This is a genomic window from Pyrobaculum islandicum DSM 4184 (assembly GCF_000015205.1).
Classification (GTDB): domain Archaea; phylum Thermoproteota; class Thermoprotei; order Thermoproteales; family Thermoproteaceae; genus Pyrobaculum; species Pyrobaculum islandicum.
This window is the reverse complement of the sequence record NC_008701.1, coordinates 96,935-117,805: the sequence shown is the minus strand read 5'-3', so window position 1 is coordinate 117,805 and position 20,871 is coordinate 96,935. Positions and strand designations below refer to the sequence as shown.

General features: G+C 51.5%; 26 protein-coding genes and 2 pseudogenes. 10 read left to right on the top strand and 18 right to left on the bottom strand.

Annotated elements, in window-relative coordinates; genetic code table 11:
• The first annotated feature begins 28 nt into the window (after positions 1-28).
• On the top strand, positions 29-310 hold the full coding sequence (locus PISL_RS10410; RefSeq protein WP_011761886.1) for a transcriptional regulator: 282 nt from the start codon (positions 29-31) through the stop codon (positions 308-310).
• On the opposite strand, the gene PISL_RS00655 is transcribed toward PISL_RS10410, so the two are convergent.
• Positions 225-1,178: a cation diffusion facilitator family transporter gene (locus PISL_RS00655; RefSeq protein ID WP_011761885.1), complete on the bottom strand. Its 954-nt coding sequence runs from the start codon at positions 1,176-1,178 to the stop codon at positions 225-227. The genes PISL_RS10410 and PISL_RS00655 overlap by 86 nt on opposite strands.
• On the bottom strand, positions 1,179-1,928 hold the full coding sequence (locus PISL_RS00650) for an indole-3-glycerol-phosphate synthase (RefSeq protein WP_011761884.1): 750 nt from the start codon (positions 1,926-1,928) through the stop codon (positions 1,179-1,181).
• Positions 1,929-1,982: 54 nt separating this feature from the next.
• On the opposite strand from PISL_RS00650, the gene PISL_RS00645 reads away from it, so the two are divergent.
• Entirely contained in the window at positions 1,983-2,648 is a 666-nt protein-coding gene (locus tag PISL_RS00645) for a queuosine precursor transporter (protein WP_011761883.1), read from the top strand.
• Here the strand turns inward: PISL_RS00645 and PISL_RS00640 are convergent.
• Entirely contained in the window at positions 2,634-3,440 is an 807-nt protein-coding gene (locus PISL_RS00640) for an undecaprenyl-diphosphate phosphatase (RefSeq protein ID WP_011761882.1), read from the bottom strand. The genes PISL_RS00645 and PISL_RS00640 overlap by 15 nt on opposite strands.
• A 35-nt stretch (positions 3,441-3,475) precedes the next feature.
• Here PISL_RS00640 and PISL_RS00635 point away from each other — a divergent pair, with 35 nt between their 5' ends.
• Entirely contained in the window at positions 3,476-3,940 is a 465-nt protein-coding gene (locus PISL_RS00635) for a DUF6884 domain-containing protein (protein WP_011761881.1), read from the top strand.
• A 561-nt stretch (positions 3,941-4,501) separates the two neighbouring features.
• On the opposite strand, the gene PISL_RS11605 is transcribed toward PISL_RS00635, so the two are convergent.
• A complete protein-coding gene (locus PISL_RS11605; RefSeq protein ID WP_342364422.1) occupies positions 4,502-4,621 on the bottom strand; it encodes a zinc ribbon domain-containing protein in 120 nt (39 codons plus the stop codon).
• A gap of 21 nt (positions 4,622-4,642) precedes the next feature.
• Here PISL_RS11605 and PISL_RS00630 point away from each other — a divergent pair, with 21 nt between their 5' ends.
• Positions 4,643-4,879, top strand: coding sequence for a hypothetical protein (locus PISL_RS00630; RefSeq protein ID WP_053240233.1), 237 nt, complete (start codon positions 4,643-4,645; stop codon positions 4,877-4,879).
• A 31-nt stretch (positions 4,880-4,910) separates the two neighbouring features.
• On the opposite strand, the gene PISL_RS00625 is transcribed toward PISL_RS00630, so the two are convergent.
• The 3 genes from PISL_RS00625 to PISL_RS00620 form a co-directional block, all read right to left on the bottom strand.
• Complete coding sequence (locus PISL_RS00625; RefSeq protein WP_053240232.1) at positions 4,911-5,567, bottom strand: precorrin-2 dehydrogenase/sirohydrochlorin ferrochelatase family protein; 657 nt, start codon at positions 5,565-5,567, stop codon at positions 4,911-4,913.
• Between the two features lie 341 nt (positions 5,568-5,908).
• Positions 5,909-6,100 (bottom strand): hypothetical protein, encoded by a 192-nt coding sequence (locus PISL_RS11225; RefSeq protein ID WP_245218407.1) that lies wholly within the window; start codon positions 6,098-6,100, stop codon positions 5,909-5,911.
• A gap of 60 nt (positions 6,101-6,160) precedes the next feature.
• Positions 6,161-6,745, bottom strand: a complete 585-nt coding sequence (locus PISL_RS00620) for a helix-turn-helix domain-containing protein (protein WP_011761878.1) — start codon at positions 6,743-6,745, stop codon at positions 6,161-6,163.
• Positions 6,746-6,989: 244 nt separating this feature from the next.
• Here PISL_RS00620 and PISL_RS00615 point away from each other — a divergent pair, with 244 nt between their 5' ends.
• Positions 6,990-7,181, top strand: a complete 192-nt coding sequence (locus tag PISL_RS00615; protein ID WP_011761877.1) for a hypothetical protein — start codon at positions 6,990-6,992, stop codon at positions 7,179-7,181.
• Here the strand turns inward: PISL_RS00615 and PISL_RS00610 are convergent.
• Both PISL_RS00610 and cobA read right to left on the bottom strand, forming a co-directional pair.
• Complete coding sequence (locus PISL_RS00610) at positions 7,164-7,811, bottom strand: uroporphyrinogen-III synthase (protein WP_011761876.1); 648 nt, start codon at positions 7,809-7,811, stop codon at positions 7,164-7,166. The two genes, PISL_RS00615 and PISL_RS00610, sit on opposite strands and share 18 nt — an antisense overlap.
• Positions 7,784-8,518: a uroporphyrinogen-III C-methyltransferase gene (gene cobA, locus PISL_RS00605; RefSeq protein WP_011761875.1), complete on the bottom strand. Its 735-nt coding sequence runs from the start codon at positions 8,516-8,518 to the stop codon at positions 7,784-7,786. Before cobA ends, PISL_RS00610 begins: the two co-directional genes overlap by 28 nt.
• Positions 8,519-8,562: 44 nt before the next feature.
• Between cobA and hemL the strand changes: the two genes are divergently transcribed.
• Positions 8,563-9,837 carry a glutamate-1-semialdehyde 2,1-aminomutase gene (gene hemL / locus PISL_RS00600; protein ID WP_011761874.1) on the top strand — a complete coding sequence of 425 codons (1,275 nt, stop codon included), beginning with the start codon at positions 8,563-8,565 and terminating at the stop codon, positions 9,835-9,837.
• A gap of 2 nt (positions 9,838-9,839) precedes the next feature.
• Positions 9,840-10,952: a TIGR04053 family radical SAM/SPASM domain-containing protein gene (locus tag PISL_RS00595; protein ID WP_011761873.1), complete on the top strand. Its 1,113-nt coding sequence runs from the start codon at positions 9,840-9,842 to the stop codon at positions 10,950-10,952.
• A 149-nt stretch (positions 10,953-11,101) separates the two neighbouring features.
• Here the strand turns inward: PISL_RS00595 and PISL_RS10400 are convergent.
• A pseudogene (locus PISL_RS10400) lies at positions 11,102-11,514 on the bottom strand (zinc ribbon domain-containing protein); the annotation flags it as partial.
• Positions 11,515-11,593: 79 nt separating this feature from the next.
• Here PISL_RS10400 and PISL_RS11220 point away from each other — a divergent pair.
• Together PISL_RS11220 and PISL_RS00585 are read left to right on the top strand one after the other, a co-directional pair.
• Positions 11,594-11,886 (top strand): annotated as a pseudogene (locus PISL_RS11220) (zinc ribbon domain-containing protein); the annotation flags it as partial.
• Complete coding sequence (locus tag PISL_RS00585; protein ID WP_245218474.1) at positions 11,881-12,411, top strand: sirohydrochlorin chelatase family protein; 531 nt, start codon at positions 11,881-11,883, stop codon at positions 12,409-12,411. The pseudogene PISL_RS11220 and the gene PISL_RS00585, both read left to right, overlap by 6 nt.
• A gap of 189 nt (positions 12,412-12,600) precedes the next feature.
• Here PISL_RS00585 and PISL_RS00580 read toward each other — a convergent pair whose 3' ends face one another.
• From PISL_RS00580 to purD, 5 genes are read right to left on the bottom strand one after another with little or no spacing between them, the layout of a single operon-like run.
• Complete coding sequence (locus PISL_RS00580) at positions 12,601-13,524, bottom strand: phosphoribosylformylglycinamidine cyclo-ligase (protein WP_011761870.1); 924 nt, start codon at positions 13,522-13,524, stop codon at positions 12,601-12,603.
• Positions 13,521-14,639: a phosphoribosyltransferase family protein gene (locus PISL_RS00575; RefSeq protein ID WP_011761869.1), complete on the bottom strand. Its 1,119-nt coding sequence runs from the start codon at positions 14,637-14,639 to the stop codon at positions 13,521-13,523. Before PISL_RS00575 ends, PISL_RS00580 begins: the two co-directional genes overlap by 4 nt.
• Before the next feature lies 1 nt (position 14,640).
• Positions 14,641-15,282, bottom strand: coding sequence for a phosphoribosylformylglycinamidine synthase I (gene purQ, locus PISL_RS00570; protein WP_011761868.1), 642 nt, complete (start codon positions 15,280-15,282; stop codon positions 14,641-14,643).
• On the bottom strand, positions 15,275-15,529 hold the full coding sequence (locus PISL_RS00565) for a phosphoribosylformylglycinamidine synthase subunit PurS (RefSeq protein WP_011761867.1): 255 nt from the start codon (positions 15,527-15,529) through the stop codon (positions 15,275-15,277). The genes purQ and PISL_RS00565 overlap by 8 nt, the downstream gene beginning before the upstream one ends.
• Entirely contained in the window at positions 15,526-16,962 is a 1,437-nt protein-coding gene (gene purD, locus PISL_RS00560) for a phosphoribosylamine--glycine ligase (protein WP_011761866.1), read from the bottom strand. Before purD ends, PISL_RS00565 begins: the two co-directional genes overlap by 4 nt.
• Before the next feature lie 113 nt (positions 16,963-17,075).
• Between purD and PISL_RS00555 the strand changes: the two genes are divergently transcribed.
• Positions 17,076-17,795 (top strand): phosphoribosylaminoimidazolesuccinocarboxamide synthase, encoded by a 720-nt coding sequence (locus tag PISL_RS00555; RefSeq protein ID WP_011761865.1) that lies wholly within the window; start codon positions 17,076-17,078, stop codon positions 17,793-17,795.
• Here PISL_RS00555 and PISL_RS00550 read toward each other — a convergent pair.
• The 3 genes from PISL_RS00550 to PISL_RS00540 form a co-directional block, all read right to left on the bottom strand.
• Positions 17,776-18,711 (bottom strand): bifunctional 5,10-methylenetetrahydrofolate dehydrogenase/5,10-methenyltetrahydrofolate cyclohydrolase, encoded by a 936-nt coding sequence (locus tag PISL_RS00550; RefSeq protein ID WP_011761864.1) that lies wholly within the window; start codon positions 18,709-18,711, stop codon positions 17,776-17,778. The two genes, PISL_RS00555 and PISL_RS00550, sit on opposite strands and share 20 nt — an antisense overlap.
• The gene (purN, locus tag PISL_RS00545; RefSeq protein WP_053240230.1) at positions 18,695-19,528 is read right to left on the bottom strand and encodes a phosphoribosylglycinamide formyltransferase; all 834 of its coding nucleotides are present in this window, start codon (positions 19,526-19,528) and stop codon (positions 18,695-18,697) included. The genes PISL_RS00550 and purN overlap by 17 nt, the downstream gene beginning before the upstream one ends.
• 73 nt (positions 19,529-19,601) lie before the next feature.
• A complete protein-coding gene (locus PISL_RS00540) occupies positions 19,602-20,870 on the bottom strand; it encodes an amidophosphoribosyltransferase (protein ID WP_011761862.1) in 1,269 nt (422 codons plus the stop codon).
• Between the last annotated feature and the right edge of the window lies 1 nt (position 20,871).

Here is a 20,871-nt window from a genome sequence, read left to right as displayed (position 1 = left end):
ATATATAAACCCGGGGTTTTTTGTAGTCATGCATAGAGATAAGGCTATCGGCTTGGGGCTTGTTGTGGCTGGGGTTGTTGGCATTGTGTTGTACGGCTGGCTTGTCTTCTTCTCGCCCTGGCAGTTGTTTATCCTCCAGCTGACTGCCTTCGCGGCTGTGGCCGCCGTCTTGGGGATACTGGCGTGGGTCGGCTACGCCCTCGCCACCACCCCGCCGCCGAAGCCTATCGAGGAGATCGAGAAGGAGGTCCAGAAGGCTCTTGAGGAGATCGAGAAGCAGCTGAAGGAGTCTCCTCAGGCCTCTGGCTAGGCTTGTGCGGCTCTACGTGTACGGCGATGTCTCCACCTAGCTCTTCTTTTAGAGTCTTCTCTACCTGGTCTGCAATTTCGTGAGCTTCCTTAACTGTGAGATTTTCATCTACTGCTATTGTTACATCGGCGTGGTATACTCCGCCGGCCTTTCTTACTTTTACAGTCTTTACAGCTTGTACTCCGGCGACTCTTTGTACAAGTTGACGTGTTTTTATAACAACATCAGGTGGGGCGTAGTCTAATAGCTCAATTATAGATGATTTAAGTAGTGCAAGACTTAGCTTTATGAAGTATATAGTTATGGCGGTGGCTAAGGCGATATCTATCGCCGGGCTCCAACGTGTGAAAACTTCTGGCGCATACTTTTCAGAAATTACGCCGAAGATAAGTAGTGCAAGTATGGCAGAAGATGAGGCAAGGTCTGTGGAGAAGTGGAGGGCGTCTGCTTCGAGAGCTCTTGAAACTCCTCTAAATTTGCGGAGGACAACTACTCTATTGAAATCTACCGCTATGGCTATAGCCATTGTAACAACGCCAGCTAAGCTGGGCGTATATGGCTCCCACCGCACTAGTCTTGTAAATGCCTCATATGCGATAAAAGTTGCAGACGCCATTACTGCTAGAGATCCACCTATTCCGCCTAATGTCTCCGCTTTGTAGTGGCCGTATGGGTGTTCTTCGTCTGGAGGTTTTACGCTAGTTTTAACTGCTAGATATGTAATAGCAACCGCTAGTAAATCAACTGCGGAGTGGACTGCGTCTGCAAGCACCGCCACAGAAAAACTCTGTAGCCACGCCGTTATCTTAAGTGCAGTTACTGCAATGCCTGCAATAAGTGAGGTTAACGCGGCCTTTAGCTTATCCATTTAGCGTCTTGCAACACAGTTTTCAGCTACCGTCTTTAACTCTTTTGCCAAGGCGGGGTTTTTCATAAGAGCTGTGCCAATTAACACCCCCCTGGCGTATAGGAGACAAGCCTTCTCCACTTCCTCCGGCTTGGAAATGCCGCTCTCAATTATGTAATCTACATCTCCTCTTAGCGACTTGGCTATCTCAAAGGCCCTTATGAGGTTTGTTTCTAAAGTGCGGAGGTCCCTGGCGTTTATCCCGATTACCACCCTTCCGCCCCACGTGGCGACCTCTTTGGCGTCTTGTACGTTGTCCACCTCTACCAGGGGGGTGAGACCCAGTCTCTGGGCGTATTCGGCGAGCTCCATGGCCTTTTCTCTATCTACAAGCCGGTATATTATTAAGACGGCATCTGCGCCATAGCCATACGCCATCTCTATCTGTCTCTTGTCTATTACAAAGTCTTTCATGAGGACGGGCTTGAAGGTTTTGGCTATGGGTATGAAGCGATAGTCTCCGAGGAACCAAAAGGGCTCTGTGAGGACGGAGAAGGCCGAGGCGTAGCTGTATAGCTCTGCGAAGTAAGCCCAGGGCGGGAGGTCTAGTCTAACTACGCCGCGGGGCGACGCACGTTTATACTCTGCAATAATGCCGAAGTCTCCGAGGGCTTTTGTAAAGTCTAGCAATGGAGTTGTTCTCGTGGGGGGCGGCGGCTCTGTGGCCAGCCGGAGTTCGACAGTTTTTCTAACTGCGGTGAGAAAATCCACATGTTCGACAAATGCCTGCTTTAAATTTTTAAGCTGAGGTAAAGCCCGCCGTTTATGCTAGCAGTATTTCAAGCTTGGGCTTACGGAGTTATTCTATACTTAATCTACCTACTTTTAATTTGGCTATGGAAAGAGAAGATAGACACGGTACTTGTAGGCCTTTTCTTCGGCACGCTCACAGCGGCGCAGTTTATTGCTAACAAACTTGTGGACTATGGCATTGGCGTTGCGCCTGCGGGTACTGTCATATTTATGACTAACGTCGCCGTGTTAGACGCCATGGCGATTTTCTACGGGAGGCAGTTCGCCATGAGGGCCGTGAGGCTCGGCTTCTTCTTCCAGGCGGCGGTGGCCTTCGCCGCTTGGGCCGCCGCTCAGCTACCCCCGCCGGCGTGGTTCGCCGAGAGAGCCGCCGTGGTGGACTCGGTAATCGCCCCCTCCGCCAGGATTGCGCTTGCCTCCCTCGCCGCCTACCTCATATCCTCTACGGTAGACGTCTACATTGTGACTAAGTGGCCCCGTCTCCACATACTGGCTAGGGTTTATAGCTCTTCTCTTATTTCGCAAGTGGTAGACACGGCAGTGTTTATATCGCTGGCCTTTGGCCCAGAAGCTCAGATAATTCTCGGCCAGATACTCGTCAAGTGGGCCCAGATACCGCTTGAAGCGTTGTTGATATACGGCGTTAGGAGGTATGTATCTACGTTAAGAACTAAGTAGAATTCTCGTAATTCCTCCGGCTATTGCCAAAGTGCCTACTACTATATTCACAAGTGTGACATGTTTACTTTTTGCAAATTCTAGCAGAGCCTTTATAGTTACAAGACTAACTACAAGCCCTATCAACATAGCTGTAATAACTTCGGGAGTGGCCACTGCGCCCCCTTCTGAGAGGTAGGCCAAGGCTGTGGCGCCGAGTCCTGCAATTGGCACTAAGACGAAAGAAGATTTAAAAGCTTCGTCTGGCCGGTAGCCGAGTAGTAACAATGTTGTTGTGGTTATGCCAGAGCGGCTTATGCCAGGCAACACCGATAGGGCTTGGGCTAGGCCTACCAACGCCATGTGGCCAAGAGTCATGTCGTCAAAGGTTTTAAGCCCCGCCACCGAGCGGGCTCTCTGAAGAAGTACTGCGTTAAATATGACTGCGACGCCAAGTACAACCATAAGCCAGCCGGCGCTTGCGCCTAAGAGTAGGTAGCGTTTTGCCGCCATATAAAGCGGTATTCCCACGGCGCCTGTTGCGGCGGTGGTTACTATTACGTAAGTCAGCCATTTTCTTCCCTCGGCGTCTCCAAGAAACCCCCTCAAAATTTTTAGATACACCAGTCTGAAATATATCAATGCGGCTAATACCGACGCGGCCTCGAGAAAGAGTCCCAGCGAATAGGCGAGCTCAGGCGTTGCGCTCAGTAGTAGTTGTGAGACAAACATAACCTGCGTCTTGCTACTTATGGGCAACCACTCGGACACTCCCTGAACTACCCCCAATACAATCGCCGTCAAGAAATCCATGGCGTCATCTTTAATTTTGGTATTAATATAATTATGTGTTTTCAATTGTTACCAACTGTACTGCCGAAAAGCTTAGAGTTGCCGCGCCAGCTAGAGAGCTATACAGAGGGCCTTCTGTGAGAAGAATTGTAAAAGTGTTGGACGAGGTTAGATCTGCTGGGGTTCCCGCCGCTTTGTATATAATATCTGCTAGATATGGGTTGGTACATGAGAATCAAGTATTAGAGCCGTATGATGTGACTCTAAGCGGGAGGTCGCCTGAGGAAATAAAGAAGTGGGCTAGATCTGTTGGCCTTCTAAACGCTATAGCTGAGCTTATTGAAAACTCCACAGTTATACTCGTGGTGTCGAAACCATATTACATAGCGGTGGAGGAGGCAGTGTGTAGCCACGGCGTATACATCCTCGCGCCATATAGAGCATGTGGGAGGTGGATAAAGACAGGCAACTTTAACAAACATATAGTACTTAGAGAGCTATTGTATAAACTGGCGAAGTAATCAAAATATTTTCAGCACCCCCAACCCTCGCTCATAAAATCGCTGAGGGGGCCACCTCTGTACATCATCTAAAATCTATATGTTGTGGGAACTTAAAATCAGCAAAGGGTGAGGTCTTCACCGTTAGGCCACTGGCGGATCATCACTTCACGTCGGTGCAGAATGCCCTCTTCATATATCAGACCGGGTCTTCTCCCCATCAAATGTCAAAACGTTTTACCCTGATAATAAAGTTTTAAAATGTGTTTTTTACACCATCTGAAATGAAGAGAGTAACGTTGTTATAACGACAGTCTATGGGCTTTGTCCCCCTATCTTTCTCTTGGCCCCTCCCTGGGGGACTTGGGGGCCCGCCTCGGGTGTGCCGGGGCGAGAGGGCGGGTCATACGGGGGACGTGGCGTCTAACGGTCGATTTTCGCCTTCTGCGCGCCCCCGTCAACCGCCCAGAGGGCCAGGCGCCGTTCATGAAATAGAGAGAGTTACGAGGTTAAAAATGTGGTAGTCGCCGGAGTGGGGAGAGCGGGTTGTTTCTGGAGTAGCTCCCAGTACCTCTTCTCTGTCTAAATCACGGACACATTGTCTCTATGCGCCTTGAAGCCGCAGGCGGGGCAATGCATAACGCGCCTTCTCTCCTCTGCCATCTTGGCTCCACACTTTGGACAGAACAGTACTGAGCCCATACCTCCACAGTCATAAAAAAGTTGGCGCAAACCCGTCCACACCTCCCTTTCAACTACCTTATACGTCTGTCTCACAGCGACGGTGGGCTCGCCGACGCCGCGACGACTGCCATCACAGGGGCTTCGCCACTGCGAATCCGTTCTGCTCTTTGGTTTGCCGTGGTGGCCATGGCCGTAGTGGTGCTTGTCTTGAGCGTTGAGAAGCACGTGTTGGCCACGTTGTTAACTACTTTCGTTGCCGCCAGAGACTACAAGTGACGGTGCGAGTGAGTCCCTAGGCGCCCTAGGGCTAGGCGGCCTTTTCCTCATTTAGGATAGAGTGTAGCAGTTCTCTTCCCCGTTTAATTGCAGCTTTTTCGTCTTTTTCTTTTACATATTTCATAAATTTTTCATCTTCAACTAACTTTTGGTAGAAGTGTAGTCTTGTTTTTGTGTTTTTTATCAATGTTTTTGCCTCGTTCTTTAGCTCTCTATATACACTATAGAATACTGGAATCCAGCTTTCTTTAATACAGCCCTCTATTATGTCTAGTGAAAGTCTAGCCGGCGTGCCCGCCGCGCCTTCGCTAGTGACTGCTACTCTTAGTCCTGCGATTTCTCTCTCGTAGGGCACTACCACGTGTGTACGTGTGGCATCTGTGGCGTCGTTTATCAATTTGCCCAACGCCTCAGCCTGTCTAAAGAGTTTCTCTGCAAGTCTTTGATCATCAACTGCGATTACCACTATGTCTGCCCATTTTATATCCTCGGCGGGTTCGTAGACGTTGAGATCCGCATATTTTATCTCTACTCCCATGGATTTTAACTCCGGCGTGACGTCTCTTGCAATAACTCTCACCTTGGCGCCCGCCGTGTGAAAATATTTAGCTCTACGCGTCCCCACAGAGCCTCCGCCAAGTATTAGAACTTTTAGACGTGAAGCCTCGACCCAGAGAGGTATACGCACATCCCTCACATCTACTTTGTTTTTATATCTTTGGGCGCCTTTACATACGTCGCCAAGCTTTATAAAATAAGTAACCCCTTTGTGGTGCCCGAGTCTCCAGGGGGCTTGGGCCCGCAACCGCATAGTAGACGACCGCGGGGCTGGTTGGGATAGCCGCAAGGCCCGGCCACCCCCAGGGCTGGAGGTGTGGTTCATGTAAGAGAGAGTTTTCTGAGAAGAAAAGTTAAATGGTCGATGGACTGGGGAATGAGTTGTTGTTTGGCCCTAGTTCTAAATGGCGTTTGCAGTTTTGAAATGTCGCCGTGGTTAATCGTATTTTTTAGGACTATCTTATTGGACACTCAACTAGGGGTTGAAAATATGACCCCCTCCCCGCCCTTTAGGGCGGGGTCCGCACTGTGGGGGTCTCGGCCGTTGTCCGGGGTTAATCTGTTTGACGTGGGATAATATGTTTCTATCTTCCTCGGCGTTGGCGTCTTGTGGCCGAGCTTCGCGGCTATGTTTCTCGCGGCGTTTACGTCGGCGTTTAGCACGATGTTGAACTTCTTGCAGAGGCCGCGGTGGACTCCGCCGTTCTTGTGGATTTAGCCGCTTTATCTAGGCTGCACATCTCTCTGGGGTTGCTGGCAGGCGACCAGACGCCGACCTCTATGGGGAGGTAGGCGAGCCACCTCCCCCGCTCGTATACAATCTCCAGCCTGCCCTGCCTCCCAGACCACTTTATCCTCCCAGCGTATCCTCATGCCGAAGTCCTTGAGGACTATGTAGCCCTCTCCGTCGTTGATAGGCTCTACGTAGTACTGGTCGCTTCTGACGATAAGGCGCTTGACCCTCTTCCCAAGGAGGCGGTCCTTCCAGTAGCTGGGGGGAGAGACCTTCTTCATGTGGAGCTCCCCGGCCTTCAGCCTCGCCAGGAGGGCGAAGAAACTCCGCCACGCCTCGTCGTTCTTGTTGAGGATCTGTTGGAGGGCGGCCGGCGCAAGAATACGCTTATACCTGTTGTATATTTCGTTATACGTGCCCCTTAGGTCTACGCCCTGCTTCGCAAAGAACTGCCGCCTCCTCAGATAGTTCACCTCGTTCCAGGCCCTAGCCGCGGCGTCTGCCAGCTTATGCAACTTGCGCTCCTGCGCCGTCGTGGGGAGGAGCCTCAGGCGGACAGTCCGGGCGGAGGGCATTGTGGCGGGGAGTCCCCCCGCCAGGGCCATCCCACGCTTGGATTTACCCCCCGCGCGGCGCCCGCCCCCCTCTCTTCCGCTGTCTTCACCAGTTCAGCCATGGAAAAATATAGCTTAAATCTACCCCCGCCCTAAAGGGCGAGGCTTTCTGTTGTAAAATTTGCGATTATTGGAGAAATTTGACTGGACAGAACGACATCGCTATGTTGTCGACAAAGTTGGTTATAAACTGTAGTATATTGATGTGAGAGGTTCAATACTTGTTGAGGAGGTGTTACTACTGTTGGTAGCGGTGGCGCTTGTGAGTGCATTTGCACTTACGGTAACCGGCGTAGTTCAAAACGCCGTAAATCAAATACTCGGCTTTAAAAATGCTACGAGCAGTATCACTAGCCAACTTATAGACGCGGTTAGACAACTACTTGGGCTTAAATAATTCTAACTCTTTTTTCGCCGTTTTTACAGCCTCCTCTATTGTAGCTTCACCCGCCGTTATATGTGGTATTCCCAGTTGCGTCAATTTTTGTGACGTCACGGCGCCGATTGCAACTACGGTCTTTCCTGTGAGGTCTACAGCTTTAGCTACCGCCTCTACGGCGGTTGAGCTTGTAAATACCACAGCTTTTGCCATGACTATGGCTTTTGCCGCCTCCTCTATCCTGTCTCTATCTAATACAATGTCGTAGACAGGAACTTCTATCACATTTGGCACCAACGTCTTTAACACCTCGTTGCCAGCGCTTGACCTCAAGACGACGACTCTGCCAGGGGCGAGCTCCTTCAATAACCGCGCTACGCCATAGCTCGTATACTCTCTTGGCACTATACAGTTGCCGACGGCCTCTGCTGTAGAAGGGCCTACACATATAACACATTTGAACTTCTTTACAACGTTGCTTAAATTTATCGAATAAGCCACAGAGGGGCTCATGATGACTAAGTAGTCGCCGTCTGGAATAACAACATCAGGGCGTGGAATTATCCTACCTATAGATATACAGTATGCGCCGCTGGGGCAACGTCCCTCTTTAATTCTAACTACAACAATCTCCGTGCCGCCTCCCATAGCCTAGCCCCCCTCTCTACGACCCTTCCCACGACTATTATACTTGGATTTGGCACAGGGCCGAGACGGCTTAGTGTAGTAGTATAGAACTCTTCATCTTTAAAATATGCGGATTTTATCACGGCGACGGGAGTTTCTCCAGACAAGCCGCCCTCTATGAGCTCTATAGCTATTTCGCCAGCAGAAGAGGCGCCCATATATATGACTATAGTGTCTACGGCGTTGGCTAATCGTCTGAAATTTACTTGACGCAAGCCCTTTGAGGGGTCTTCTCTCCCTGTGACTAACGCAACAGAGCTCGCAGTGCCTCTAACTACCGGAGGTATGTAATAACGTGCGGGAGCAGCAAAACCGCTGGTAACCCCGGGGACAAACTCACAGGGAACCCCCCTTGCCACAAGGTATTCACACTCTTCAAACCCCCTTCCAAACACCAAGGGATCCCCCCCGTGGAGTCTCACCACAGTGTTATATAGCTGTGCATATTTGAAGAGTATCTCGTTTATCTCCGCTTGCGTGGGGCCGGCGCCGCCTGGTCTCTTGCCCACGTCAATCACTACGGCCCCGGGCTTTACGCGTTTTAATAACTCAGGCGCCACAAGTCTATCGTGGAGTACGACGTCTGCATTTTCCAATAGCCTGAGGCCCTTGACCGTGATGAGCTCGGGGTCGCCTGGCCCCGCCCCCACGACGTAGACCCTCCCCACAAAACTCACTGTAAATAGATTAAAAACTATTTGGAATATGTCGTATGCTATTTGAAAGGGCTAGGGGCGTTTTCCCAGGCGGTGTAAACTCCCCAGCTAGAGCTCTTAAACACCTCGCCGCCCCCCTCGTGGCCAAGGGGGCCTCGGGGCCCTACTTGTACACAGACAGGGGGAGGCTCGTGGACTACTGCATGGCCTTCGGCGCGATTATACTAGGCCACGCCCACCCCCGCGTAAAAAACGCGGTGACGCAACAGCTGGAGAGGGGGTGGATCTACGCTCTCCTCACAGAGGAGGAAGTCGCCTACGCCGAGAGGATAAAAGCCCACGTGCCTTCCATCGAGAAAATGCGTATCGTAAACAGCGGCACTGAAGCCACGATGAACGCCGTGAGACTTGCCAGAGGCTACACGAGGCGGGATGTCATCATCAAGTTCGACGGCAACTTCCACGGCTCTCACGATTACGTCCTTGTAAAAGCAGGCTCTGGGGCAGCCACCTGGGGAATCCCCACGAGCGCGGGGGTGCCGCAGGACGTCATAAAGCTCACCGCCGTTGTGCCCTACAACGACGTCGATGCCTTTGTGAAGACAGTTAGGGAAATAGGCGGGAGGCTTGCGGCCGTCATCGTCGAGCCGATAGCGGCAAACTACGGCCTAATAATCCCCGACCGCGAGTTCATAAAGGCGCTGAAGGAAGAGACGGAGAGGGTGGGGGCTCTCCTCATCTTTGACGAGGTGGTGACTGGGTTTAGAGTTGGGCTTTCCGGGGCCCAGGGCCACTTCGGCGTAAGGCCAGATTTGACCACGCTGGGGAAGGTCGTCGGGGGCGGCTTCCCCATAGGTATATTCGGGGGAAGGGCGGACGTCATGGATATGGTGGCGCCAAGCGGCCCAGTCTATAACGCGGGCACCTACAACGCCCACCCGGTCTCCGTGGCGGCAGGGCTCGCAGTTATAGAGGAATTGGAAAAGGGAGAGCCGTATAAAATCGCCAACGAGGCCGCAGAGAGACTGGCAAAGGGCATAGAAGATATCGCCGGGAGGGCCGGTTTCGACGTAGTGGTTAAACAAATCGCCTCCATGTTCCAGCTCTACTTCAAGAGGGGGGATGTGAAAACGCCACAGGACGTGAGAGAAAGCGACGAAAAGCTCTACCTCAAGCTACACGAGCTAGCCATTAAACACGGCGTATATCTAGCGCCGTCGCAGTACGAGACAAATTTCACCTCTGCGGCACACACCCAAGACGTCGTGGAGACCACTTTGGCAGCTCTTGAAAAAGCTTTTACAGAGTTAAAAAGCCAAGTCGGGAAGTAGACGTGAGAGAGGTTAAGAAGCTCATTGAGAGGTTTCACAGCGCTCCCCTCATCGTGTTTTGGGAATCTACCAAGGCCTGCCCCCTTGCCTGTAAACACTGTAGGGCAGACGCGATACTGAAGCCGTTGCCCGGGGAGTTAAACACAGAGGAGGGGAAGAGGCTTATTGAACAAGTGGCGTCTTTTGGCGACCCCAAGCCGCTACTAGTGATCACAGGGGGAGACCCCCTTATGAGAAACGACTTGTTTGACCTCATTGACTACGCAAACCAGCTGGGTGTCCCCACGTCGCTTGCCCCAGCCGTCTCGCCTAACTTAAACCAAGAGGCGCTTAAAGCCGTTAGAGAACACGGCGTCAAGTCTATTTCTATCAGTTTAGACGGCGCCAGAGAGGAGACACATGACGAGCTGCGGGGGGTCGCTGGAAGTTTTCGCGACACTGTGGCAGTTATAAAAACGGCAGTTGACATGGGGATACAAGTCCAGGTAAATACTGTCGTTTGGAGAAAGTCTCTAACCGAGCTTCCAGAAGTTGCCAAGTTAATTACAGACTTGGGAGTGAGGACGTGGGAGGTCTTCTTCTTAATAGTCGCCGGCAGGGCAAAAGAGGAGCTCGACATCACGCCGGAGGAGTACGAAGCGGCTGTGCAGTTTCTCGTAGACGTCTCTACATACGGCCTACAAGTGAGGACTGTGGAAGCGCCGTTTTATAGAAGGGCAAAGTTGGAGAGACTAGAGGGCAAGACCTACGACAGCCCGCTATATAGAAAGCTGGTAGGGCGTCTCAGGGAGCTGATGGGCCCGCCCAGAAGGGGGATCGACCCTACCATAGTCCCCACACGTGACGGCTTTGGCATAATCTTCGTCGCTTACGACGGCACTGTATATCCAAGCGGCTTCTTGCCCTACCCCCTGGGAAACGTCAGAAGACGGAGCCTGGTGGAGATATATAGAGAGCACCCACTCCTCCAAAAGATGAGACGCGGCGAATTCGGCGGGAGATGCGGCGTCTGCAAATACAAAGACATATGTGGGGGCTCAAGGGCAAGGGCCTTCGCCTATTTCAAAGACCCACTAGCAGAGGATCCAGCATGCATCTACAGCCCCCCTTTGTAGCGCCCGGCCCTCCCCGGGGGGCTCGGGGCCCGTCCGGGGCCGCCTTTCGGCAACCCCAGACGAGGGGGCTCGGGTCATAGGGGGCTGGCTTTGCCCCCCTTGGTCGCCGGGCCCCAGGGCCGGGGGCGTGGCTCATGAAATGAGGAAACTTACGAACTTAAAAGTGTGATGGGCGAAAAAACGGATTGTTTCTGGAGGAGCTCTAAGTACCTCTTTTTGGCCCAGAGCAGTGGCACGTTGTCTCGGTTGTCGTTGAAGCCGCAAGAAGGACAACGCATCCGCCTGTTATTCAGCTCTTTCATCTTCGCGCCACAGCGGGGCATACAGTTGAGTACAGCCGCTCCTCTAGATACGGCAGTCCATACCACTGCGCCAAGTGTTGTAGGCGCCTCCTCAGCTGGCCCAACCCGTCTAGAAAGTGTTTCTTCACTCCACTACTGTCCCCCTCCTTCGGCTCCCGGTAACTCTCGTCTTCCATCGTATCGACGACTATGGCGGCTTGGTGCTCTCCGGCCAACTTTATGATCTCGCGCGTTGCGTCTACCACGATGTCTCGGATTAGACTACGCCCTTCTTTAAGTCGACGAAGACGGCCTTACTTTATCTTTCTCGTTCCCAACTCTAAGTTGGACGTTTAACGGAGCCGCCTAGACCACTACATAAAGGTTGGGCTGGTTGTTGATGGTAAAACCGTGGAGCTACTGAAGTTCCCCGAGAGGAGGCGGATTCAGAAGCTTGAGAGGATTCATGCCCACATAAGCCGGCTGAGTAGAGCCCTCGCGCATGTGGACGAGGACAGAGACCCGCTTAGAGCGTTGGATCTCCAGAGGCAGTTGTGGAAATTTATTTAATATATATAATCCGCGAAGTCGTGGTAGACGCAACGCGCGAGATCATAAAGTTGGCCGGAGAGCACCAAGCCGCCGTAGTGTTGATCTTCCACGGCTCTAGAGACTCTATACACAATACACAAGTTGCAGAGATAGCTAAGGCCCTGGGTGTCTCCTACGCCTTTCTGGAAGCGGCGGAACCGAGATACAGAGGCGGCGGGCTGGGCGTGCCTATATTTATCACAGAGGGTAACGACTACCGGAAGGCGCTAGAGGTGGCGGCTGTCAAAGCGCCCCCCCTCCTCGGTTGGCCGGGGTTTGTGGATTATCTAAGGGGGCTGGGAGCCGACCTCTACATCTTCCACGGGCCAGACGCCGGGGAGCAGATCCGCCACACCGGCCTGCCTGTTGTCTTTCTCTACGGCGAGCCAAACATAGACTCGGCGCCTTGCGTCACCACGGCGGCGCCGGTGGTTCTGACGCGGGGCGTTATATACAACGAAATCGCTAGGAGATACAGCAGATGTAAGACACAGCTACTCCCGCCTCTCGCAGAGCAACCAGGCTTTATCGAGTATCTAAGAAGGGCTTTGCCCGTTGTCTTAGATCTCTATACCGTTTACCAATAGCCCCCTTTGCGGCGCCCCACTTGCGGCTTCAACAACAACCGGGACAACGTGCCGCTGATATAGGCCAAGAAGTTGTACAACAAGCTAACTTCCACAACCACCCCTACACTCGTCTCCGCGCCTCTTCTGACTCCACAACACAGTTAAACATTTTTCCCAAAAGGACATTCTCAGCTTCAACCCCCTCAACTATATTATTATGGAATTTACCAATAGGCCACCGCCTTGTTTAACCTCGCCGATGGGTCTCGGGTTTAGGGGCTCTAGAGCTCTCAGCGCCTCTCCAAGCCGGTCTTTAGTCGTGTAGACAACCATGCCTATGCCCATGTTAAAGACTTGGTAAGCCTCGTGTGGCTCAACCCCCCTCTTGACGATCTCTCTGAAGAGACATGGAACGTCGAAGGCCACCTCTGCCCCCAGGCCGCCGAGCGCCTTTTTCAACTTCCTATACCCACCCCCCGTGATATGAACCGCTCCGGCGACTGTGTCCTCCTCCATGGCCTTCAACACGGGGCTATAGTCGGCGACTTCTGCCAGCAGCAGCTCTGCCGCTGGCCTGCCGCAGACTTCCTCCTCTGGCTTAAACAGTCGGCGTAGTAGGCTGTAGCCATTGGCGTGGGGACCTGTGGATGGGAGACCTATCAAGACGTCGCCTGGGGCCGGCGGCCTTGTGTACGCGGCTTTTATCCCAAGGACTGTGCAGACTACGTCTATGCCGTAGATCACTCCCGGCAGAACTGCCGTTTCGCCGCCCAAGAGCTGAGCGCCGACTTCGCCAGCTTTGGAAGCAACGCCGGCTACGACCCTGGGCACCTTGTCTAGGTGTTGGGGCTCTACAGCTACATAGTCCACAACGGCCAGCGGCTTAAAGCCGTCGCAGACTATATCATTTACATTTACTGTGACGCAGTCTCTCCCAGCTACCTCAAGTCTGTCTAACTCTAGCGCCAACACTGCCTTTGTTCCCACGCCGTCTACATGGAGCGTAAGTCTGGCGCCGCCTACCTCTAGAGAGCTTGTGTAAATCCCCCTGGCGCCTCCGAGGTATTGAGACACCGCTTTGTGTACCGCCCAGTGTTTGTCTAGGTCTACGCCGGCGTCTCTATACCTCATCGTCTCGGCCTCATACAGAGGGTGCAGACCGAGACCCCGGCCTCTTTCAAGGTCTCTTCTAGCTCGTCGGCTGATAGGTAGAATATGCCGTCTACCTCCAAGGCGTATTTAACTTCGTCAGGCGGCACGGCGTTATAGATCATGTGGCTCTCCGGCGGCATTTTCACGCCGTGGGGACACGTTCTCCTCAGCGGAGGCGCCACTACCGCCACATATATCTCAAGGGCGCCGGCTTTCTGACGTAGCATCTGCGCCACAAGCCTTATGGTGATGCCACTTATCATACTGTCGTCTACTAGGAGCACCCTCTTCCCCCTCACTGCTGACTCTATGACGTTAGCCTTCAGCTGTATGACGGCCATCCTATCTCTCACTTCGTCTAACAAGGCGCTTCTCCCCCTCGCCGTTGCGACAAAGGCAGGCAGATAGGGCCTCCCAAGGGCAGCAGCTATATGGGCGGCGTAATATGAACCCGTCTCTGGGATGCCCACAACTACGTCTGGTGTGTAGCTTATCTTCTCTACAAGCTTCTTAGCAATTTTCTCTCTGACAGAAGCCACCTCAACGCCGTCTATTCTGCTGTCGGGTCTTGCCATATATATAAACTCAAGGGCGCAGAGCGGGCCGCTGGCTCCGCCGCCTCTTGACCTTAGATACAACTCGCTGACCTCTATGATTTCCCCCGGCCGTAGCGACCTTCTGATCTCACCGCCTAGGATCTCAATTGCCGCGCTCTCTGTGGAGATTATGGCGTAGTCAAACCCATGTGCGCCGAGGGTTAGATGCCATAGAGACTCGCCACGTCTAGCTGCCACAACCCCGTCTCTCCGCAACTCGACGTATGTCCCCCCGTCGTTGGTTGAACACCTCACGCCGCCCTCTACCTCTCTACAACAGCCGCCGTTAGGCGAGACGCAACCGACCGCCGCCGAGCCGCGGAGAGATCTTTCCACCTCTCTAGAGAGGTCCACTTCGACCCTCTCCACCCCGCCGTTGTATACATACGCCTCGGCGAAGTCGCCGCGGTTTGTCAAAGCCTTAAGGCCGTAGTATACCATAGACCAAAGCTCTACGGGGCCCCCGAAGCTATATATCGCGAAGAGACCCACCGACATGTCACCCCTTGAGCCAGCTCTTTAGGCTTAGCCACAGCTTTAAGCCGCCGACGCCGCCTCTGGAGATATCTCTATCCACTGCCCTCTCTGGATGAGGCATGAGGCCGAGGACGTTTCCGTTACTCACCCCAGCGGTGGCGTTGTGAGACCCGTTAGGGTTTTCCACATATCTAAAGGCTTGGGTATAGGGCCCCGACGGTATGTACCTACCTTCGCCGTGGGCAATAGGCATATACACCACCTCTCCCGGCTCGTATAGATGGGTGAAGGGAGTTTTCACATCTACTACGGCCACCTGAATCCACTTCGATATAAAGCCGGGGGGCTCGTTGGGGGCCAGCGCACCTGGGAGGAAGCCTGCCTCGACTAGTATCTGGAACCCGTTGCATATGCCCAACACGGGGATCTCTCTCTCTACGTCTCTCCTTAGCTGTTCTATGGCCTCTGTCTGTGCCGCTATTGCCCCAGCCCTGAGGCGATCTCCGTAGCTGAAGCCGCCGGCTAACACAACCGCGTCATATTTCCCCGCGGCGTAGTCTCTATACCACACAATCTCCCCCTGGAGACCTACTAAATTCAGCGCCCTCAACACATCATAGTCGCCGTTGGTACCGGGAAATTTTAAAACAGCCACTCTATACATATTCCACTCTCACCACCTCTACCATGTGGACGTTTGGATTGCCCAGGCGCATATCCCACGCCAGCTTCAACGCCTTCTCTCTGGCCTCCTCCGGGCTTGAGGCCTCGATAGTTAATACTAGACACTTCCCCGCCCTCACCTCTATACTAACGCCACGGCGTTCGAAGATCTCCCTCTGGATAGTCTCGCCTTCGGGATCCCTAATCCCCCGCTTGTAGGCTATGTTTAAGTAAACGAGGTACCTCATAGCTTATACTCTCTCAGCCCCACCCCCGGCTCCCATATCGCAATTTTGCCGTCTAAGCCTCTCTCTCTTCTCCACTTGTAGACAGCTCTTACTTTGCCCGCCTTAGTTGCCATGTAGGACATATACTCAGGCGAGCCAATGTCGCGGCGGTAGTAGACGCCGTCTCCCCTCACCGCAGACATACACCTCTCCGACTTAAGATAAGCCTCTTCTGCCGTCTTCCCCGGGGCGAGGATTTCAAGTGCCCTAGAGCCAAGTGTGACATAGGCGCCGTCTCTCTCTTCAACGGACGAGAAGAAGACGAGACACCCCTCTCTCTTGATCACGTCCCAATCGATATATACCCTCCTCCCCTTGGCTATATCTCTTTTATGCGGATAGCCCAGGGGGGCAAGAGCTTTAACCACTGTGTATTCCTCCTTAAACCTCCTCTCCGCTTTGTGAAGTTTACCATCGGCGGCAAGACTAAACAGAGAGTAGGCGTCTCCCTCGTAGAGATAGAGGGCGTTAAGTGCCTCTGGGTCTCCCAGCCTGCTGTAGTACTCAATTATGACGGGGCCGCGCGTTGTCAACATCATTTGTCCACTGATTACGCCCACATATCTCTCGCCGAATTCCTCACGCAAGGCTTTTACAGTGAACTCTACAGCCTTCTTAGCTTCTTCTACCTCTCCCTCCTCCAAGAATGGCAATGGCGAGATTGTCCCCATGCCGCCGCATTCAGGCCCTACGCCATATTCATATGCATGTGGATTGTCTTGTACAGGCGGGAAGAAGAATAGCGTCTCGCCGTCTGTTAACGCTTGTATTGTAAACTCGATACCCCATACAGCCTCTTCTACAAGCACTGCGGCGTCAACATCCCTAAAATTAGAAAGTTGTTTCATTATGTCTTCAGCGCTTTTTCTATACGCTTCGTCAAATTCCAGATATTTGGCATCTCCATAGATCACTCTCACCCCCTTGCCACCGGCTTGTCTAATGGGCTTTATCGCCACAGCGCCAAGAGCTTTACTAAAGCTATACGCCTCCTCTATGTTTTTAAATACGCCGTATATCAACCTCCCGGGTATTCCATACTTCCACTGTAGAGCTCTGGCGACGTCTTTCCGCATTTCAATAATCGCAAGTCTCTTAGAGGCGCCTAAAGTTCTAAACCCTTTTTCACGTAGGGCATCAGACACCCCTGCAAAAAGCGGCTCTTCTGGGCCTATGATAACTAAGTCAGGAGAGAACTCCTCAGCGGCCTTAACCACAAAATGGGGGTCCACGGGGCTTCCTAAGAAGACCCTCCCCCCGGTACGTTTTATAATGTCTACAAGCCCGGGGTTTAGATGTGAAATCACGGCGCCAACGGCAACCCCCGACTTTTCTAATGACCAGGCAATGGCGTGTTCTCGCGCGCCGTCGCCTACGACTAACACTTTGTCCATGGCGAGACGAATGTGTCTATTTAAAAGTTTATTGAAAAAATATCTGGGGGCGACGCGGGAAATCTCATCTTCATTAAAAGTGAATATTTAAAAGACGTAGCGCAGTAGTACATATGGAGTTGGTCTATGAGGGGAAAGCCAAGAGAGTTTACTCTAGGGGAGACACGTTGGTGTTGGTATTTAAAGACGAAGTTACGGCTTTTGATGGAGCTAGGAGAGACACAGCGCCTAACAAAGGCGCGCTTTCTGCAGCTCTCTCCGCCATCTTATTTAAATACCTAAGTAGAGAAGGCGTGGAAAATCATTTCATACAAATGGTGGATTTAAATGCGTTAGAAGTCTATAAGACAGATGTAATACCACTGGAGGTTATTGTTAGATTTAAGGCATATGGTAGCTACTTGAGGAGAATGCCGCTTGTAGCCCCCCTGCAAGAGTTTAGAAAACCGCTTGTAGAACTCCACCTAAAGGACGACAGACTCCACGACCCTCTCATATTGCCTCAAGACGCTGTAGAAGCCGGCATATTAAAAGAAAGCGAAATCTATGAAATCGCCGAAATTGCAACAAAAGCGGCAGAGACGTTAAGAAAGCTTTATAGTAAAGCTAATTGCGATTTTATAGATATAAAGTTTGAATTTGGTAGACGTAGTGGAAAGTTTTTACTTATTGATGAGATAAGCGGCGACACCTTTAGACTTTTGTGTAATGGCGAACACCTAGACAAAGAGTACTATAGGAAGACAGGCGATGTAAAAGGGCTTTTACAGAGGTACGAACAACTACTTATACTCACTAGAGAGCTCCTAGGCATTAAAGAGCGAGAAGTCTAGGCGAGGCGACGCGTGTTGCAACCATATAACTCGTAATTATGAGGTTTTTCACAAGGCGGGCTCTAGTGGCAAGTCCCACGCCGCCGATATTTGGCGTTAGATAAGACGCTTTCTCAGCTACGCTTTTTTCATCAACGTCGAAATACCACTTTTTTGTAACTGGGTCAACCTTGCCGCCTACGCCGACTACTACGGCGCCCTCTTTTATAAAATCTCCAGTGAGCTTCCAGGGGTTGTCGCTGTATAGCTCCGGCGGCCTCCCCACTGCGGAAATTATAATATCTGCGTTTCTTACGTAATATTTTCTGTCTTTACTCAGGGCGTGGAGAACTGTGACTGTTGCATCTAGTTGCATTAACATTATAGAGAGTGGAAACCCCACCAAAGTCCCCTTGCCAACTACAACGACATCCTTGCCTCTGACGTCGATTTTATATTGTCTAAATAACTCCAGTATACCGGCGGGTGTACAAGGCAAGATATCTCTATCTAAGTCGAAGCCTGTCACTAGCCGTTTTTTATTTTCGGGGGTAAGGCCATCTACGTCTTTTAGAGGGGAGAGTCTCTCAAAAATCTTTGTCTCGTCTACATACGGCGGCAGAGGCTTTTGGACTAATATGCCAGTTACATCATCTGCGTTATTCAACCTCTCTATTAATTTCAACGCCGCGACTTCTCTTTTCTCCGGCGGCTCTTTATATAGCTCGAAAAGCTCAACCTCACCTCCTATAGACTTAATATCTCTTGCCTTTAGAGATACGTATTTATGTTGCGTCTCCAACTCTATTGGGTCGTCGTTTAGAAGGAGTACGGCTAGCTTTGGAGTAACTCCATAGCGCTCTAACTCCTTCACGTGGCGTCTAGCCCACTCCAGAGTTTCTGTATGTAGTCTGTCGCCTTTAATCCAAACAACCATGGGGACATATCAAATGCATGGGCTTTCCAGACTCACGCCACTCTCTAAGCTGATGCTCTACATAGACTCTTTGTCTCTCACGCCACTCTCTAAGCCAGCCTTCGCCAGTTTTTAACACAGCTCTAGCCACCTCAACTTCCTCTTCTTCATACTTAATCCTGCCCCCCTCCTCTATCACCTTGGGATATTTTACACGTTCGCTAATTACCTCCAGCAAGCCGTCTGCCACAGCCTGTATTACTCTTGAGTAGAGCCTATGTTCATATATCAAAACTCTATCGGCTAGTATAGCTAGTTTTTCTTCATATGGGAGGTCAAGCCCGTATATATCCCCTATGTATACAGGCCATTGATCTAGAATGGGGCCTCCATCTACAGACTCATCTACTAGATGTACAGTGGGGCCGGAGATTTTTACGCCAGCCCTGTACACTTCCATATGGACTCTCAAACCATACATCCCCTTACCTCCGGCAAATGGCAGAAGAGAGGGGTGGATGTTTAATATCCTCCACCTAAATTGTTCAATAAAGGAAGACCCCAATATGTAGTCGTAGCCAGCCAGTATTACTAAGTCTACGCCATATTGTCTCAAAAGGTCTGCTAGTTCTTGTTCTCTCCTCGCCCTGGCGACCCCCCTGTGTTGTATATACACAGCCTCTACGCCGTAGGCCTCCGCTATCTTTCTCACTGGCGCATTTTCGTCTGTATATATCAACAACACAGGCTCTACCCCTCTTAAGACGCCTAGTTTTACATGGTCAAATATAGCTTTTGCATTTGTACCCCTCCAAGACGCCAGAATTCCTATTTTCACAATCACAAAATTTAAACAGATATATAAACTATTGCGTTAATTTCCACGGTTTTTCCTAATGTATTTTAACTACTCATTTAAAATTCCTAGAAAGCTCTCTCTCAGCCCAATCTATATCTATTCCATGGGGATATACGCCGGTGAAACAGCTGTAGCATACGACATCGCCGAGGATAGCTCTAAACTTCTCCATGGAGATATAACGAAGGGTATCCGCGCCTATTATCTCTCTCACCTCTTCCACATCTCTTCCCCATGCTACAAGCTCTGTTCTTTTTTGAAAATCCATTCCATAGAAACAAGGCCATCTAATTGGCGGAGACGCTATTCTCACATGTACTTTAGTCGCGCCGGCTTTTTTCAACATCCATATAATGGCCTTTATATTTGTACCTCTTATGAGCGAGTCGTCGATGAGAAATACTCTTTTCTTTTCTATAAAATCTCTCACTACATAAAAAGCCTCTTCTGGTTTTCTCTCGCTCGGAGGCCTTATGAATAATCTGCCAGAAAATCTATTTTTCACCACGGCGTCTACAACCTCTAGGCCTAACCTCTTGGCAAAACCTAACGCAGCGTGCCGTGCGGTTTCAGGCACGTAGGTAACTACATCGCCTTCTTCTGTCTCATCTTCCGCCAGGGCGCGGCCTAGGGCTTTTCTAACGTCTGCCACAAGTCTCCCCCCAAGTTTTGACGCAGGGTGGGCAAAATATACATATTCTAATGCGCATAGTCGCATCGGCTTTGGGTCTATCTTCCAAGTAGATATTCTATCGCCATACATTATAGCGATGCCAGGCGCCAACTCTATGCCGTTTTCAAGCGCTACAGTCTCCGACGCGATTTTTACGCCATCTATATCGTGGCTTAGGGCCAACGGCCTTATCCCATGCGGATCTCTCACTGCAAGTATACCCCATGGAGTAAGCGCCACAAGTGACGCCGCTCCCACTATCCTTTTATACACCTCTTGTACGCCTTCTACAACCCCCCTCTCCCACATCTCTCTTGCCAAACTTTTTGCTAAAGCCTCGCCGTCAAACGACGCCGTGTTATCCAGCTGTCTAAAATTCACAATTGTGCCGTTGAAAGCAACTGCAATTTCTAGATCTCGGTATTTTACATACACCGGCTGTAAAGACACACCGTAGGGCCCCGAGGTGGAGTATCTAACGTGTACTAACGCGGCTTGCGTATCCTCTGGGGGTTTCCCCAATTTCACCGCGCCGTTCTCTAAATATGCATATCCAACGCCCTCGTGTCCTCTATGTGATAGCCAAAGGCCTATTTTTACCACCGCGGCCCCCGCCCCTTTACCCCACGCTGCGCCTATGCCACACATA

Excerpts from the sequence above, each read along its gene's own strand:
- PISL_RS10410 (WP_011761886.1), top strand. The coding sequence starts at position 29 with ATGCATAGAGATAAGGCTATCGGCTTGGGGCTTGTTGTGGCTGGGGTT.
- purQ (WP_011761868.1), bottom strand. The coding sequence starts at position 15,282 with ATGTATAGAGTGGCTGTTTTAAAATTTCCCGGTACCAACGGCGACTAT.
- PISL_RS00640 (WP_011761882.1), bottom strand. The coding sequence starts at position 3,440 with ATGGATTTCTTGACGGCGATTGTATTGGGGGTAGTTCAGGGAGTGTCC.
- PISL_RS00575 (WP_011761869.1), bottom strand. The coding sequence starts at position 14,639 with ATGTCGGTGGGTCTCTTCGCGATATATAGCTTCGGGGGCCCCGTAGAG.
- PISL_RS00580 (WP_011761870.1), bottom strand. The coding sequence starts at position 13,524 with ATGAGGTATAGAGACGCCGGCGTAGACCTAGACAAACACTGGGCGGTA.
- purD (WP_011761866.1), bottom strand. The coding sequence starts at position 16,962 with ATGGACAAAGTGTTAGTCGTAGGCGACGGCGCGCGAGAACACGCCATT.
- PISL_RS00655 (WP_011761885.1), bottom strand. The coding sequence starts at position 1,178 with ATGGATAAGCTAAAGGCCGCGTTAACCTCACTTATTGCAGGCATTGCA.
- PISL_RS00540 (WP_011761862.1), bottom strand. The coding sequence starts at position 20,870 with ATGTGTGGCATAGGCGCAGCGTGGGGTAAAGGGGCGGGGGCCGCGGTG.
- PISL_RS00620 (WP_011761878.1), bottom strand. The coding sequence starts at position 6,745 with ATGCCCTCCGCCCGGACTGTCCGCCTGAGGCTCCTCCCCACGACGGCG.
- PISL_RS00550 (WP_011761864.1), bottom strand. The coding sequence starts at position 18,711 with ATGGTTGTTTGGATTAAAGGCGACAGACTACATACAGAAACTCTGGAG.
- hemL (WP_011761874.1), top strand. The coding sequence starts at position 8,563 with ATGCTATTTGAAAGGGCTAGGGGCGTTTTCCCAGGCGGTGTAAACTCC.
- PISL_RS00565 (WP_011761867.1), bottom strand. The coding sequence starts at position 15,529 with ATGAGGTACCTCGTTTACTTAAACATAGCCTACAAGCGGGGGATTAGG.
- PISL_RS00610 (WP_011761876.1), bottom strand. The coding sequence starts at position 7,811 with ATGGGAGGCGGCACGGAGATTGTTGTAGTTAGAATTAAAGAGGGACGT.
- PISL_RS00645 (WP_011761883.1), top strand. The coding sequence starts at position 1,983 with ATGCTAGCAGTATTTCAAGCTTGGGCTTACGGAGTTATTCTATACTTA.
- PISL_RS00555 (WP_011761865.1), top strand. The coding sequence starts at position 17,076 with ATGGAGTTGGTCTATGAGGGGAAAGCCAAGAGAGTTTACTCTAGGGGA.
- PISL_RS11605 (WP_342364422.1), bottom strand. The coding sequence starts at position 4,621 with ATGGGCTCAGTACTGTTCTGTCCAAAGTGTGGAGCCAAGATGGCAGAG.